The following is a 15,953-nucleotide window of genomic DNA, read 5'->3' as shown; positions in this document are numbered from 1 at the left end:
ATAGCTAACAATTCAAGGGGGTAAAAACAATGACAAAAGTATTTTCTTTTCATTTAATGCCATATTTAGACGCTGATATTGAGGGGTATAATCAAAATAAATATGATTCTGCATGGGTAACATACCCTAATAAACATTACGATCCAGTAAAAGGGCATCAATATTATAACGAATTTCTAGAGCAATTAGAATATGCAGACAGAATGGGATTTGATGCTGTGTGTGTTAACGAGCATCATCAGAACTCTTACGGTAACATGCCATCACCAAATATTATGGCTGCAATGTTAGCTCGTAGTACAAAAGGGAAGATTGCCATTTTGGGGAATGCTACATCGTTACACAGCCTCCCACAGCGCGTGGCTGAAGAAATTGCAATGCTGGACGTGGTTACAGGTGGAGACCGAATTATTTGCGGCCTTGTACGAGGAATCGGAGCCGAATACTTTAACTTCCGTAATGTAAACCCGAACGAATCAAAAGACAGATTCTATGAAGCTCATGATTTAATCTTAAAAGCTTGGTATGAAGATGGTCCGATTGAATTCCATGGTGAATATTTTGATGTTCCATTCCTCAATTCATGGCCGAGGCCAATTAGTAAACAGATTCCGATTTTCCTTCCGTCAACTGGAAGCCGGGACACCGTTAAATTCGCTGCAAGACACAAATATCCTTATATCGTAACGGTTTCTTCTTTACCTACCATTAAAAAAATCTATGATGATTATCGTGAGCAAGCGAATCGATTTGGATACACTGCTGTCCAATCTCAATTAGGATTAAACCATAAGATTTATGTGGCAGAAACGGATGCTAAAGCTTGGGAAGAATTTGAAGAGCATATCCGATTTTGGTATAAATACCAAATTAATTTCAAAGGTTATCAGGCCTTCCCTCCAGGATACATTGGAGCAGAAGCAAGACAATTTGCCATGGAAGCATTGGTTAATGATAATATTGCAGACATGTCTCCTCAAGAAATGTTTGATAAAGGTTATGTCACAGTAGGATCTCCTGAGACTGTGAAACAAAGATTAACAGAACTACAAAAAGAAACAGGTGTTGGTGTAATTAATGCATTTATGCAAATTGGTAATATGCCACATTGGAAAGCAATGAAGAACATTGATCTATTCTCACGTTATGTCTTAAAAGACATTCAAAAGCTGGGTGATGATACAGAGTTAGAACAAGGCGACACGCTCGCAGGAAAGAGTAAAGAAGAGGTTGCTTTATTCTATTAAAAGGTCCGTTGTAAAAATTATTCTGTATATTCGGGTTGTAACCGAATATACAGAATAATTTTGTGATTCAATGAAAAAGAGATTCCCTTCTATTAATGATTATTAATCAAAGGAGACTAAATTGGCTGTTTAATAACATTTTAACCGTACTAATAAAATTACGTTAATTTAATAGACCAATTGAAGGGTTGAGGAGCAATTATGAAGAAAATTCATCTATTAGGCGTTTTACTTTTAGGTATTCTTTTAGTTTTATCAGCCTGTGGCGGCGGGGCTTCGCAATCAAATGGAGGAGCCGAAAGCAATGATGATAATTCGTCCACAAACAAAAATAAATACGTATTAAAAGCAGTTCATGGTTATTCTACTAATTCAACCATGCATGATCTTGCTACATGGTTTAGTGACGAGGTTGAAAAGCGAAGCAATGGAAGACTAACGGTTGAAGTATATCCCAATGGCCAAATCGTTCCTGTAGATCAAGAAATACCAGCCATGCTAAATGGTCAAGTGGATATAACTTTAAGTAGTTCCAATGCTTTAGCCGCGATTGAAGATGGCTATTATGTCTTAGAGCTTCCATTCTTGTTCGATTACGATCCAAAAGACGTCTCAGTCTTTCTAAAAGATATGAGAGCCTTTTTATCCCACGAAAATGGAGGTCAACAGTTTGCTAGTAAGCTCGAAAAAAAGGGACTTATCGTATTATCTAACACAGCCAATGCGGATCCCGGAGTTCTTTGGACAACAAAAAAAATGGTTACAAACGTGGAAAGTATTAAAGGAATAAAAACGCGAGTTCCAGGAGGACTTGGTATCCCTGAAACGTTAAAGGTAGTAGGAGCAAGTGGGGTTTCGATCCCTGCCTCAGAACAGATTACTGCTTTACACCAAGGTGTTGTTGATGCAACAATCAATCCTGTCATCTATGCTCTTGATTATAAGATACCAGTTAAATCAGGAACATTACTACCATTAGCTGCCTATGGAAATCCACTAGTAATTTCTAAAGCCAAATATGAATCATTACCTGCCGACCTTCAAGAGATTTTAATTGAAGTTGGTAAAGACCTAGAACCTTACTCGGATGAAAATGTAAAAAATCGCTATGCTACTGTTTTTGATGAACTAGAAAAATCTGGAATTGAAGTGCATTATCCTACTAAGGAAGAACTTGAAGATTGGAAAACAGCAGTAGAGCCTGTTTATAAATGGTTTACAGATAAAGTAAATGGTGGTCAAGAATTAATTGATGCTGTATCAAAAGACAACTAAAATAACGTCAAATTCTTCTTCCTAATTGAAGGCATTTTACATTTTCGGTCAAAGTAAAATTTCTTTGAGATATCTGACCATAACTATTGTTCATTTTTATCTTTGAAAACCTACATTGTACCTCGTTATAGAATATATAAAATTAATTAAATATTAAATATTCCCTTGTATAAAGTTAGAAAGGAGAAGAGCTGATGCAGCTAATGGAATATATGAAAAAATACTATCATTTAAAAAATGTGATGGAATTGTCAGGGGTAAGATTCGGTATGACTGATCAAAGAACGATAGGTCATAGTAAAGAATTAGATTTGTTAATAAATGAAATCTTGAAAATTAAATATCCGGGAAGCTCCAATCGGAAAGAAACTCACTAGCAATCCGTTTAAGTTAAATAGTTAGTCTGTGAAAATACAAATTAACATTCGAATTCTATTATTTTAATTCGTAAAGAAGGGAAAGAACCTGAGATTCTTTCCCTATCTTCGTTTAATTAACTGTCTTTTTTAGTAGTTTAAATACTTGATTTTAAAAGAGAGGAGATAGAAAAGATTAATGTGCACTTTAGTTGAAACTTCTAATGGAAAAATTGAAGGGAAAATGGAGAATGGAATCACTGTTTGGAAAGGGGTTCCTTACGCGAAACCACCTATCCAAAAATTGCGTTTTAAGCCTCCTGAACCACCTGCCCCGTGGAATGGTGTATATGATGCGACTCAGTTTGCACCAGGATGCCCTCAACCCAAAAATCCTTTTGCTAACATTCTTGGCGAAAGGAAGGAATTAGAAACCAGTGAAGACTGCCTTTATCTAAATATTTGGTCACCGGCTGCCGATACGAAAGGACGTCCGGTAATGGTTTTTATTCATGGCGGTGGTTTTTGGTTTGATGCGGGATCAAACCCATGGTATGACGGAACTTCATTTGCTCAACAAGGGGATGTTGTCCTCGTAACGATTAATTATCGTTTAGGTCCTCTTGGATTTTTACATTTAGCCGAAATAGGTGGAGAAGAGTATGCTTATTCTGGAAATTGTGGTTTATTAGATCAGGTCCAAGCATTAAAATGGATACAAGAAAATATTCATCATTTTGGCGGTGATCCTGAACGGGTTACGATTTTTGGTGAGTCAGCTGGGGCAACCAGTGTTGCCTTGTTAATGGCCATGCCTAGTGCGAAGGGATTATTTAACCAGGCAATTTTACAAAGCCATGCTGGTGATTTTTTTACGAAATCAAAAGAGGCAACGGAAGTGGCGAGGAAATGGTTGGAGATTCTTGGTATACAGGAGAATGAGTTATGGAAATTAGAAAATGTACCAGTTGAAGAGCTTTTAAAAGTGACGGATACACTAAGAGTGAATGCAGCAAAATCCGCAGTTTTTCAGCCCGTTATCGATGGTACCCTTATTCCGATGGAGCCACTGCAAGCCCTGCAGTCCGTGGCTTCAAACCATTTATCTGTTTTATTAGGGACAAATAAGGACGAAGATCGGTTGAGGGCAGCAGTAACACCTGGATGGAATTCAATGAGTGATCAACAAATTTATGAATCCATTGAGAAGACGATAGGACAAATCTGGTCGGAGGTCTCAAGTCACTACTTAAACAGAGAGAAAGACGAACAAAGTTTACGAGATTCTGTTGAATGTGCAATTGGCGACTTTCGATTTTGGTTTCCAATGATTAAAATGGGGGAGCGCCTTGTTGAAGCAGGAGCATCTGTTTGGATGTATCGGTTTGATTGGCCATCTCCAGTCCTTGAAGGACAATTAGGGTGTTGCCACTATATGGAAATTCCATTTGTTTTTCATCACTTAAATCATCATGATGCTCTTATCTTAACTGGTGATTCCCCTCAAAGAGAAGATATATCCTTGCAACTGCATCGTGCTTGGATTGCTTTTGCACATAGTGGAAATCCTAATCACGCTCTCATTCCAGAGTGGCCGCACTATGAGGTAAATAACCGGCCAACCATAGTTTTCCACGAGAAGAGCAAGATCGAGAACGATCCTCGCAGGGGAGAAAGGTTGGTATGGGAGGAGGCATGGAAGTTACTAGAATCTTAAATTAAACAGAAAGAGTACATATTACTATAAAAAAAAGAGCGGAAGATTATTCCTCCGTTCCCCCGTACTCTTTATCTAACTTCATTTTAAAAGAATAATCTTTGTCTTTATCCGAACCATGTTTTAGTGTAAACAGGTATTTGGTTCTTTCACCAAGTACCACTCTCTTTTCAATTAAAATAAGGTTTTCTCCTACATAAAACAGTCTTTCAACAGATAATGCTGGTTTTCCAACTGTTGAATTTAAATAATAGGCACTAAAATCATCTAATAAGATTGGATCCATTTCTAAAGTTGAGTGAGTAAAACGGATGTTAAGGTCATTCTCCAAATACTCATGGAACACAGTTTTTTCAAAATCTATCGATTCAATTTTTGGTGCAAATTTCAAAGGAATGTAAGTTGTACCTAAAATTAGCGGGGAATCGTTAGCATTTGCTACAGCATTTATTTTAAAAACACTTTCTGAAGAATCCATTTTAAAAAGGCTATATATACGATTTGGGACATCCTTATCTATGGATGCTTTAATCACTTTAAGGCTTGGATTAAGTCCCTGTTCACGTGCCTGACGAGCAAAGGCGATTTCTCCCGTTAAATCCTGTAATACCTTTTTTGGTGAGACAAATGTCCCGATTCCTTGTTTTCTTTCGATGAGCCCCTCGATCATTAGGTCATTCAATGCTTTTCTAGCGGTTGCGCGGCTAATATTGTACATTTCCATGAGCTCTCTTTCGGAAGGCACCATTTCACCTTCTTTCAAAGAGCCATCCTTTATTTTTTCTTTTAAAATTTCTTTTAACTGATAATACAGTGGGATTATACTTTTTTCATCTAACATTTAATCACTCTTCCATTAATTATATTATTAACTTAATATGTTATACGTACCATTAATTATATTTTAAATTCAAAATAAAGATAATACAAGAAAGATTTATTGATATAGGTGATTAACCTGTCTGAACGGGAAGAGTGAAAAGATCCATTTAAGACCAAAAAATAAAAAGGGGAGGGAATCCCGAAAAGGACCACCCACCCCTGAATACCAACCTTATAAGCTAGACTCCCTTTCCGCATAGGAAGACTTTATTTTTGTTTTAGGTAACCTCAAATTTCCTGCTATTATTCCGCCTAATATTAAAACAACTCCGAGCCATTGGAACATACCTACCTGTTCTGATAAAACTAGCGATGATAAGATGACAGCAATAGGAAGTTCAGCAGATGTTAAAATGGTTCCCAGACCTGGTCCGATATGTGGCATACCGATTGTAAAGAGGATTGGCGGTAATACTACACCTAATAAACCAAGGTAAAAACCGTACGGTGCAATTTCCATTAATACTGGCAATTGCAGCAAATCCGTTGGCGGACTGAGGAGGAAGACGGTAATCATGCCCCCAGTGGTAAACAAAGCACTTTTTTGCACAACTGGTGTATCTTTCTCCACACTGCTGCTAAGAAAAATAAAAGTCGTATAGGTTATTGCAGAAAGCATTCCCCAAATAGTACCTTGCCATGTCATTCCTCCGCTGCCTTCAGCGATAATTCCTGAAGCAAATATGGAACCAATCACCAGAATCGCAATAGAAACAACCTTCCCCATGGTTGGTTTCTTTTTATAAAAGAACCATTCAAATAAGCTGCCAATCCAGACAAATTGAAACAAAAAGATGATCGCAAGCGAAGCGTTAAGTGATTGCAGAGATTGGTAATAAAATAGACTCGTTAATCCAAGCGGAATCCCCGATAAAAGCAATTTGCCTATTTTTGGCAGTGTTAGTTTTTTCTTTTTCGTAAAGAGAGCTGCGATCCAGATTAAGAGAGTCCCCATTAAGAATTGACTTCCTGTCACCGTTGCACTAGTAAAACCAGCGGAATAAGCTAACTTTACAAATGTTGATAATGCGCCGTAGCAGCATCCCCCCAATAAAACAAGTAATGCGTAATGCCAAGTTTTCATTTTTACATACCCCTTTCAGTCTATAAAACATAAAAAGCCACACAGCTTATATTAGCTGTGTGGCGAAAATAGAGAATTCTCTAGAAAAGTCCACGAACAATTTTTTTGGGTTCAATATTACTTTGTTTATTCTAAGGGTATTTACAGTGGATGTCAATCAACAACTTTCATTTCAGAATCTCCTAAGTGAAACAATCTAGTGCCATTTACCCTTTTTTTATTGAGAAAAAGGGATTGGAAGATATAGTATATAATTATCATCTTGATAGGAAGGAAATACCAAATAGGAACATAAATTAGGTAGATACTTAATTTGAGGAGGGTTTTAAAGTGAAAGTTCTTTTAATAGGAGCAAATGGGACAATTGGTCGTGCGGTTCGTAAAGAATTAGAAATGAGACATGAAGTGGTGACAGCTGGGCGGAATGGAGCAGAGTTGCAGGTCGATATCACATCGCCGGATAGCATCAAAGAAATGTACGTAAAAATAGGGAAGGTTGATGCCGTGATTTGTGCAGCGGGTGCCACATTTTTTGGCCCACTGACAGAACTTACGCCTGAAGAGAATGAACTATCGATTCAAAGCAAGTTAAAAGGCCAAGTAAACTTAGTTCTTCTTGGTCATAAACACGTAAATAATAGTGGTAGTTTTACCTTAACAACCGGTATTATTATGGAGGATCCAATTGTGGGTGGTGTGTCTGCTGCTATGGTAGGGGGTGCAATTAAGGCCTTTGTGGAATCAGCAGCGATTGAGTTACCTAGAGGAATTCGGATTAATAATATTAGTCCGACGGTCTTATCTGAATCAATTGAAAAATATGGTCCTTATTTTCCTGGATTCGAGCCTGTTTCTGCATACCGAGTGGCTAAAGCCTATCAAAAGAGTGTAGAAGGTGGTCAAACAGGGAAGACATATCGTGTTTACTAGGTGAGGAAAATCATTTAAGTAATCACCTGAGTTATTGGAACGCTATGCACCTTAATAAACAATTAAAAGTACCAGTACAAAGTTGTACCGGTGCTTTTTTGTATTTTAATATTTATTATATGTCAATCATTTATTTAAATTTTTAAATAATTCAGAAAAAATATTGACACAATTTTGTCACTGTTATAACATTCTTATTAGGAGAAAGTTAGTGAGTACTAACAAACATAGTTAGGTAGGTAGAAGGCATATGACCACGGATGAAAAAATCTTGAAGGTCGCAATTGATATGATTGCGAAAAAAGGATTTAAGGGAGCAACCACGAAACAAATAGCTGAAAAAGCTGGTGTGAGTGAAATGACTCTTTTTAGACATTTTCCGAACAAAAAAAAAATATTAGAAGCAGCAATTGACCGTTACTATTATAGTTTTCAGATGAAGGAGCTGTTTGAGCATAAGTTAATTTGGAATCTAGAAAAAGATTTATTGATGATTGCCCAGACATATCACACCATCATGAAAAAAAATAAAAACGTCATAAAAATTGCCATTCAAGAAGGGCATAATGTGCCGGGACTGCTTGAACAGGTTAATAAGCACCCAAGGCAATTAAAGGAATTGATTGAAAAATATTTAGAAGAGATGAATAAAAGGAAACTTATCAGAGATTGTGATTATGAGCTCACAGCCATGAATTTTCTTTATATGAGTTATGGTCTTTTTATATCACGATCTTTCGTTTCAGGAGAAATCATTACTTCCCTTTCAGAAGAGGATGTAATAAAAGGAAGTGTCCATGTATTTATCGATCACTTAACATCCAGTAAGGTAGATGAAAGAGTCCATTAATGAAGGAGGAAAAAACATGCATTTATTAATTCACTTAACACATGGTCCAGAGGCACCAACCCAAGCAGACCGGGCATTTCTAATTGCTAAAACAGCTCTTCGGGATGGACATCAGGCCTCAATGTTTCTTGCAGGAAGTGCAGTCCAATTACTAAAGGAAGAAAATCTTGACACGGTATTTGGGGTAGGGGTAACGGCAACGGAGTTACGAAACTCTGTTAATGAAATACTTGAACGTGGAGGTCGAATTGTTCTATCACAAGTATCCTGCGGGGCCAGAGGTATTACGGAAGATGATTTACAAGGGAAAAAGATAGAATTAGGGTCTCCCAGTGTCCTAGTCGAAATGACCGCAGCTTGTGATAAGGTCATAACTTACGGGTAAGAGAGGTGAAGTCAAATGACTGGAATTTGGGAAAAATACTTAGATGAACGTGACTCAAAAATATACTCTGGAGCTGGACTAGGGAAGACATATGGTTTAGGCAAAAAAACAGCACTCATCATTGTCGATGTGCAATATGGATTCACTGGGGATGTGCCAGAGGAAATTGAAGAGGCAATTAAAACATATCCAACCAGTTGTGGAGCAGCTAGTTGGGAGGCCATTCCACATATTAGAAGAGTACTAGAAATATTCCGAGAAAAAGGACTTCCCGTGATTTATACCATTATCGAAGGCTCCAAGAGCAGTGATAATGACCGTGTAGCAATTAAAGGTCAGATTTTTGATCACCCGCTGCTCCTGGAAGGAGAAAAAGGAACTAAGGTAGTTGAAGAGTTAGCACCGATCAATGGTGAAATCATTTTATCGAAGAAAAAACCTAGTGCGTTTTTTGGAACTCCATTGGTTTCTCTTTTAACAGCAAAGGGAGTAGATAGTGTAATCGTGACAGGCTGCACAACAAGCGGATGTGTTAGAGCAACTGTAGTTGACGCTTTTTCAAATAATTATAAAGTTGTCGTTCCAGAGGAATGCGTATTTGATCGTGGTATTACGACCCATGCGATTAACTTGTTTGATATACAACAAAAGTATGGTGATGTCATACCTGTAGAACAGGTTATATCCCATTTGAAAGCGCTTAAACTTGAGGGGGAAGGTAAATGATTATCTCAAAGCAGGACGGAAAATTAGTGTTGGTCAGGCAAGACGAACATGCCATCCAAATGGGAACAGTATCCAGGTTATGGGGAAACGAACAGTTTCAAAAGTTAGTAAATCATGAATCTGTTAGTCTTGGAATTGAAAAACATGATGCTGGTTGGAGGCAGCCTGATGATGAAGTATTATTTAACGAAGCAACAAAACGACCAACCAACTTTTTAGAAGTTAATTTACCTGAACATGTTCGTTTCTATGAAATTGGCTATCGTGACACATTAAAACAAGATCAATATGCAGGAATGATGTTAGGAATGCATTGGATTGGTTTATATACAAGTAGGTTTGGATACGATCCAACCTTTACGTATAAAGTTTCCGATGATCTCAGAGGCTTTATGAATGAAACGATTAACACAATCCAAAAGGAATGGGTTGATATCAAGCAGCAATATTGGGCAGCACAACTTAAACGCAGTGAATTTGAAGATAACATATGGATGCAATATGAGTATTTTCAGGTTATGGATCGCTTAGGGTTATTCATGGGATTAAATAATCCAAAAGAAAAGAATGAAGTTACATTAGGTCCAGTTAGAATGACAAGGGAAAGCGAACCGGTTCACTTAACAGTAAAATCAAAAGGAAATGGAGAAATTCTTATTCAGCCATTCCCATTTGCGGATGAATTTGATACCTCCGTCCCCGGAAGAAGAATAGATGACCGTGACTATGAAAATCACCAAGAAGCAAAGGAAATCATCGAAGGTACTGAAAAAGAAGATATTCAATGGAGAATTGTTGCTAGCTAATCTAACACATTATGGTTTTTGTTATCTGAACCTTGCTAATATTCAGGTAACCAACCGATGAAAATGTGCAAAAGTATAAGGTAATGATGTTAGTGGGTACTAACTAACTTCAATCGAATGCAGGTGAATGAAATTGAGCGAAGGCTTTATCCTAAAAAATGAATTTGCACATGTTTCCGTAAAACTAGACAGATCTGCTAATGGGGATCGGTTATTAATAGAGGATATCCGAACCGGAAAAGTTTCCTTTTTCGATCCCCTTGAATTAGAAAGTTTATTATGGAGTACGCACAAGGATCTTACTACTCTATTAGATCCATCACAAACAAGATGGATTGATGAAGCAGACGACATATAGCAATTTTGTCAGTAAAATTGGTTGATAAGAGCGGATAAAAGGTAGGAGGTAAAAGCATTTGAATAAAGTAAAAGCAGCTGTACTGACAGAAAAAGAAACGATAGAAATAAAGGAATTTCCAATCCCTGAAACAGGAGAAAACGACGCCCTCCTCCATGTGGAAGCCTGCGGGGTATGCGGATTCGACAGTGAAGCATATTTAAATGACGGAAATGGGGTTTTTCAACTCCCCTGTGTTATTGGCCATGAAATAGTTGGCAGGGTAACAAATTTAGGTCAAAGGGCTGCAGAACGATGGGGGTTAAAAGAAGGCGACCGAGTGGTAGTCGAAGAGTATATCCCATGTGGTTCCTGTAATAATTGTCTGACCGGAAACTATCAACAATGTTTTGATTTACGATATGGGGCAATGCGGATAGACAATGAGAAAACGGCTTTATGGGGAGGATTTGCAGAATATATGTATCTGCACCCAAATTCTATTATTCATAAAGCGAGTGCTGATGTTTCTCCAGAACTATTGCAATTATATATTCCGATATCGAATGGAATTCACTGGGTTCAAGAAGTAGGGAATACGAAAGTCGGTGATACCGTTCTTATCCAAGGACCAGGACCAATGGGCTTAGGTGCAGTAATCGGAGCTAAAGAAGCAGGAGCGGGGAAAATCATTGTTACGGGTATGTCAAAAGACGAACATCGTCTAAAATTAGCAAAGGAGTTTGGTGCGACTCACACGTTTTTTGCAGATACTCAGGATCTCGTTAAAGAGGTTCATGCAGTAACGGATGGGAAAATGGCAGATACCGTTATTAACGCAGCAACTGCCCCGCAACAGCTCGTAACTTCATTAGATCTTGCTGGACTTAGAGCAACCATCGTTCACTCTGGGACCGATGATAAATTATCCCAAAATCTCATGTCTAGTAAAATCACTTGGAAGCTGCTGACTGTAAAAGGAGTCCTTGGCCGGCCAAAGAAAGCAGTCGGAGTCGCATTAAGGGTCATTGAATCAAGGAAATACCCTCTTGAAAAGATGGTTACGCACAGTTTTTCTATTGAAGAGGCAGCCAAAGCAGTCAGGACCCATGCATACGGTGAGGATGGGTGTATACATGTTGCAGTTGTTAACGAATCTTTAAAGGAAGATAGGTGAAAATAGTGAACATTTCTGATCTCGTAAAAGAAGGCGCAGTACACGGAGATGTCTATAAGGATGAAGGTATTTTTCAAAAGGAAATGAAGAAAATCTTTGAAAATACTTGGGTCTATGTAGCACATGAAAGCGAGATTGCTAATTCAGGTGACTACAAGACAACAGTTATAGGTTCCAATCCAGTCATCGTGACCCGCGACTCTGACACAGATGAGATACATGTTGTTTTGAACCGCTGCAGACACAGAGCTGCTACGGTTTGTCAGCAGGAACAAGGAAATGCAAACTATTTCCGCTGTGCCTATCATGGATGGACATATTCCAATAATGGCGATTTGACAGGAATGCCATTTCAAGATGGATATGATGAAAAATTTGACCGCTGTAAAATGGGGTTAATAAAAGTTCCTAAGGTTGGAGTGTACCGGGGCTTTATCTTTGCTAGTTTATCGGAAGACGTTCCTAGTCTAAAAGACTACTTGGGGCATGCCCGTAAATATATCGATTATGTAATAAATACAGGACCTGAGGGCATTGCACTAAATGCAGGTGTTCATAAATACAGCTTTGACGGCAATTGGAAGCTACAAGTAGAAAATACCATCGACCCTTATCATTTAAGTGTCACTCATAGAAGTTTCTTTAATCTTGTCGCCAACAAAACCGGAAAAAGAATAAATTTTTCTAAAATGCACAAAAACGAAAAAATACGTGACTTGGGTAATGGACACTCCTTATATGAATTAGATGGAGACCTTGGTATTGGTGCATTACCATTTAATTTGATTATTTTTCCTAACCTCGGCTTTGTAGGTTCTCAAGTTCGTGTAACGAGACCAATATCCGTTAATAAGACTCACGTAAGCTTATACCCGATCATGCTGAAGGGTGTTTCCATAGAAGAGAATGCCAGCAGGTTAAGAAAGCACGAAGGTTTCTATGGTCCGGCTGGTTTTGGGACTGTCGATGACCTCGAGGTTGGATTTGACCGAGTCATGGAAGGACTGAATGCAAAAGCCAATGGAGCAGAATGGCTTGAAATCAGTCGAGGAATGAACCGGGAAGAGATAGATGAAGACGGGATTATTACTGCCACTTCAAGTGACGAGGTTTCGGCAAGAGCATTATACAAAGAATGGCGGAGACTAATGACTAAAGAATAATAGGATGTTAGGAGGCATGAAAATGAATGGAGTTCTTATAGACCGAAAGGATGTAGAAGCTTTTCTTATAGATGAGGCCTCTTATTTAAATGATGGGAAGTTTAATGAATGGCTTGAATTATTTACAGAGGACGCTTGGTATTGGATTCCGTCAAATAAGGATCACTATGATCCAAATGCGCATGTATCAATCATATACGATAACAAAGAGCGGCTGGGAGAACGAGTTTGGCGATTACAAAGTGGTTTAGCATATGGTCAAGAGCCGCAATCAAGAACGAGACATTTAATCTCAAATATTAGAGTTCTAGATCAAGATGATCAATCGATTACCGTAAGCTCAAATTTTATAATTGTGGAATTAAGGCGGAGTATCCAAACCATATATTCTGGCAGATTTGAACACAAGCTGAGAAAAAACGGGAACTCATGGAAAATTGCCTCAAAAAAAGTGGAGCTCATTAATAATAACGAATTTATCGGAAACCTGAGCTTCTTGTTATAGAAAAGGTGCAAAATTTATGAGCAGAGTACCGGTAATCATTTTAAGTGGATTTTTAGGAAGTGGAAAGACAACTCTATTATTAAATTTACTTGAGGAATCCAAGCAAAAGGAAATGACGTTTGGAATACTCATGAATGAGTTCGGAAAGATGGATGTTGACAGTCATATTCTTAATGGAAGAAGTTCTGTACCTATTCAATCTCTTAATGACGGATGTGTCTGTTGCAGTAAAAAAAGTGAACTGGTAAAAAGCTTCGAACAACTTTTAAAGACAAACCCAGCTACCATTTTTGTTGAATTAACAGGCATTGCGAATCCAGAGGAAGTCATGGATGAAATGTTGAAAAAAGAATTAGTTTCTCGTATTTACGTGAAAAGTGTCGTTTCACTTGTTGACGCTGAAACTATTTCTAAAATAACTTCTTTCGATATAAGGACCACATTTGCCAGACAACTATGTTCTGCAGATTTTATTATCGTAAATAAGGTAGATACGGTAGAGAATCTGAATAGGTCTAAAATTAAAACATTAATTCAAGTGTTAAATGATTCAGCCGAGCTTCTATTCACGGTTAAAGGTCAGGTAGGTCTGGATCACCTGCTAACGATTAATAGAACAGGAAAGAAACACCATAAAAGGTCCCTTCAAGCGATAGAGGATATGGAGCAGCAGGAAGACCAACCTTCTTACGAATATTTATCTACTATTGCAATTCCTGTTCCAATTAAGGTAACAAAAAGCATGATAGAGGAGTATTTCTTTTGTCTAAAGCCCAATCTAATGAGGGCTAAAGGGTTCGTTTGTTTAGAAGAAGACAATAACATATATTTAGTTCAATGGATTGGGAATAGGCTGAGTTGGGAAGTCTTTATGGAATATGAAAGGCAACCTTTTATTACCTTAATAGGCGTTGATTTAAATGCAAATCAGGCATTTGAAAAGTTCTCCCAACTTGTAAGAATGCCAATTGAAAAGCTTTTGAAAATGAATGGATAAAAATATACAAAAATAATGCTGGTAAAATGCTGTTTGAATAGTCTATGTAGGAATATGTCGATTTTTTTATTATTCAGAAAATACAGAATTATATATAATAGGAAGGGGAAGACTAGTTAATTTTTACTAGTCTTAAACATAAGTACTAGAATACAAGGGGTGTTTGCGCAGATGAATCTTGAAGGTGAAGCGAAATTTTCAATGGATGTCAATCAGTTGTGGAATTCACTGTTAGATGAGGAAATTTTGAAAAAAGTCATACCAGGCTGTCATGAATTGGTCTTGAAAGAAAATGGTGAATACGATATCGTTTTAAAATTGGGCGTGGCTGCAGTCAAGGGAGAGTATGTAGGAAAAGTAAAAATTGAAGGTGTAGATAAACCAAATTATTATATTCTTCACGCCTCTGGAAGTGGATCTCCTGGTCATGTAAAAGCAGAAATGCATTGCCGATTATTTGGGACAGAAGACGGATCTAGACTTGAATGGAACTGTGACGCGGAAATAGGCGGCACGATTGCAAGTGTCGGTAACCGAGTTCTAGGCGGTGTAGCAAAATTTTTAGCAGGTAAATTTTTTAAAGATATACAAAAGGCGGTAAAATCAGCTTCCATAGAATCGCCCGCAGATTCAGCAATTAAAATGGAATAAATCCTTCAATATATCGATTATACCAATAGCACTATTTCTCATTGTCTTAGAAAATCGCAGAAGAACATATATAAACTAAATTAAAGGTGGTTGTTAAGAGAATGACAAGAAATTATCGAGTAGGACTAATTGTCCCAAGTTCTAATACAACAATGGAAACTGAAATACCAGCCATGCTGTACGCGAAAATGAAAGAATCTTCCAAAATCTCTTTCACCTTTCATTCTAGCAGGATGAGAATGAAGCATGTTTCAAAAGAGGAATTATCAAAAATGGATGTGGAAAGTGACCGATGTGCGGTGGAATTATCTGATGCACGTTGTGATGTTCTTGCTTATGCGTGTCTGGTTGCCATCATGTGTCAGGGAGCGGGCTACCATATAAGCTCGGAAAAAAGGTTGTATGGTGCAACGGTTGAAAATGATGGTGCGGTCCCAGTAATCAGTAGTGCTGGAGCATTAGTGGAGGGGATAAAAACCATAAATGCAAAGAAAGTCTCTATTATTACCCCATACATGAAACCTTTAACTCAGATGGTAATTGATTATTTGGAACAGAGTGGAATTGAAGTAATTGATGCGATCAGCCTTGAGGTACCGGATAATTTAGAAGTTGGGCGATTAGATCCAAATAATCTTCCTGAGATTGCAAAAAAGCTAAATATTAAAGGAGCTGATGCAGTCGTTCTTTCTGCGTGTGTACAAATGCCATCGCTTCCAGCAGTCCAAAAGGTCGAAGATGAGCTGGGTATTCCAGTATTAACTGCTGCCACTTCAACGGTTTATAAAATTTTAAAGCAATTGGAGCTGGAGACATCAGTCCCTAACGCTGGAAGCTTATTATCAGGTAAATATTAATAATCGAA

At 37.8% G+C, this 15,953-nt stretch carries 18 protein-coding genes; 16 read left to right on the top strand and 2 right to left on the bottom strand.

Annotated elements, in window-relative coordinates; all coding sequences use genetic code 11:
* Positions 1-29: 29 nt before the first annotated feature.
* The 4 genes from AC2TFD_RS18260 to AC2TFD_RS18245 all read left to right on the top strand — a co-directional run bounded on the left by AC2TFD_RS18260 (position 30) and on the right by AC2TFD_RS18245 (position 4,595).
* Positions 30-1,247: an LLM class flavin-dependent oxidoreductase gene (locus tag AC2TFD_RS18260; protein WP_335519708.1), complete on the top strand. Its 1,218-nt coding sequence runs from the start codon at positions 30-32 to the stop codon at positions 1,245-1,247.
* A 201-nt stretch (positions 1,248-1,448) separates the two neighbouring features.
* The gene (locus AC2TFD_RS18255) at positions 1,449-2,522 is read left to right on the top strand and encodes a TRAP transporter substrate-binding protein (protein WP_335519711.1); all 1,074 of its coding nucleotides are present in this window, start codon (positions 1,449-1,451) and stop codon (positions 2,520-2,522) included.
* 194 nt (positions 2,523-2,716) lie between these two features.
* Positions 2,717-2,899, top strand: a complete 183-nt coding sequence (locus tag AC2TFD_RS18250; protein WP_335519714.1) for an aspartyl-phosphate phosphatase Spo0E family protein — start codon at positions 2,717-2,719, stop codon at positions 2,897-2,899.
* A gap of 178 nt (positions 2,900-3,077) precedes the next feature.
* Positions 3,078-4,595, top strand: a complete 1,518-nt coding sequence (locus AC2TFD_RS18245) for a carboxylesterase/lipase family protein (protein WP_335519716.1) — start codon at positions 3,078-3,080, stop codon at positions 4,593-4,595.
* Between the two features lie 46 nt (positions 4,596-4,641).
* Here AC2TFD_RS18245 and AC2TFD_RS18240 read toward each other — a convergent pair whose 3' ends face one another.
* Positions 4,642-5,436 (bottom strand): GntR family transcriptional regulator, encoded by a 795-nt coding sequence (locus tag AC2TFD_RS18240; protein WP_335567972.1) that lies wholly within the window; start codon positions 5,434-5,436, stop codon positions 4,642-4,644.
* Between the two features lie 213 nt (positions 5,437-5,649).
* Positions 5,650-6,561 (bottom strand): EamA family transporter, encoded by a 912-nt coding sequence (locus tag AC2TFD_RS18235; protein WP_484673691.1) that lies wholly within the window; start codon positions 6,559-6,561, stop codon positions 5,650-5,652.
* Between the two features lie 330 nt (positions 6,562-6,891).
* Between AC2TFD_RS18235 and AC2TFD_RS18230 the strand changes: the two genes are divergently transcribed.
* The 12 genes from AC2TFD_RS18230 (at position 6,892) to AC2TFD_RS18175 (ending at position 15,945) form a co-directional block, all read left to right on the top strand.
* Positions 6,892-7,491: a short chain dehydrogenase gene (locus AC2TFD_RS18230; protein ID WP_335516036.1), complete on the top strand. Its 600-nt coding sequence runs from the start codon at positions 6,892-6,894 to the stop codon at positions 7,489-7,491.
* 250 nt (positions 7,492-7,741) lie between these two features.
* Positions 7,742-8,341 carry a TetR/AcrR family transcriptional regulator gene (locus tag AC2TFD_RS18225; protein ID WP_335516038.1) on the top strand — a complete coding sequence of 200 codons (600 nt, stop codon included), beginning with the start codon at positions 7,742-7,744 and terminating at the stop codon, positions 8,339-8,341.
* A 16-nt stretch (positions 8,342-8,357) separates the two neighbouring features.
* Positions 8,358-8,726: a DsrE family protein gene (locus tag AC2TFD_RS18220; protein WP_335516040.1), complete on the top strand. Its 369-nt coding sequence runs from the start codon at positions 8,358-8,360 to the stop codon at positions 8,724-8,726.
* A gap of 15 nt (positions 8,727-8,741) precedes the next feature.
* Entirely contained in the window at positions 8,742-9,452 is a 711-nt protein-coding gene (locus AC2TFD_RS18215) for an isochorismatase family protein (RefSeq protein ID WP_335516044.1), read from the top strand.
* Positions 9,449-10,258, top strand: a complete 810-nt coding sequence (locus AC2TFD_RS18210; RefSeq protein WP_484673690.1) for a DUF3891 family protein — start codon at positions 9,449-9,451, stop codon at positions 10,256-10,258. Before AC2TFD_RS18215 ends, AC2TFD_RS18210 begins: the two co-directional genes overlap by 4 nt.
* Before the next feature lie 127 nt (positions 10,259-10,385).
* Positions 10,386-10,616 (top strand): hypothetical protein, encoded by a 231-nt coding sequence (locus tag AC2TFD_RS18205; RefSeq protein ID WP_335516050.1) that lies wholly within the window; start codon positions 10,386-10,388, stop codon positions 10,614-10,616.
* Positions 10,617-10,674: 58 nt separating this feature from the next.
* Positions 10,675-11,772, top strand: coding sequence for a zinc-dependent alcohol dehydrogenase (locus AC2TFD_RS18200; protein ID WP_335516054.1), 1,098 nt, complete (start codon positions 10,675-10,677; stop codon positions 11,770-11,772).
* A 5-nt stretch (positions 11,773-11,777) separates the two neighbouring features.
* Positions 11,778-12,935 (top strand): aromatic ring-hydroxylating oxygenase subunit alpha, encoded by a 1,158-nt coding sequence (locus AC2TFD_RS18195; RefSeq protein WP_335567974.1) that lies wholly within the window; start codon positions 11,778-11,780, stop codon positions 12,933-12,935.
* Positions 12,936-12,957: 22 nt separating this feature from the next.
* Positions 12,958-13,440: an aromatic-ring-hydroxylating dioxygenase subunit beta gene (locus tag AC2TFD_RS18190; protein ID WP_335567975.1), complete on the top strand. Its 483-nt coding sequence runs from the start codon at positions 12,958-12,960 to the stop codon at positions 13,438-13,440.
* 16 nt (positions 13,441-13,456) lie between these two features.
* Positions 13,457-14,437, top strand: a complete 981-nt coding sequence (locus AC2TFD_RS18185; protein WP_335516061.1) for a CobW family GTP-binding protein — start codon at positions 13,457-13,459, stop codon at positions 14,435-14,437.
* A gap of 171 nt (positions 14,438-14,608) precedes the next feature.
* Entirely contained in the window at positions 14,609-15,088 is a 480-nt protein-coding gene (locus AC2TFD_RS18180; protein WP_484673689.1) for an SRPBCC family protein, read from the top strand.
* Between the two features lie 101 nt (positions 15,089-15,189).
* Positions 15,190-15,945, top strand: a complete 756-nt coding sequence (locus tag AC2TFD_RS18175) for a maleate cis-trans isomerase family protein (RefSeq protein WP_335516066.1) — start codon at positions 15,190-15,192, stop codon at positions 15,943-15,945.
* Positions 15,946-15,953: the final 8 nt, after the last annotated feature.

Source organism: Neobacillus sp. plas4 (assembly GCF_057221695.1).
Note: the sequence above shows the minus strand (reverse complement) of the source record. Positions and strands in the feature narration are given on the sequence as shown.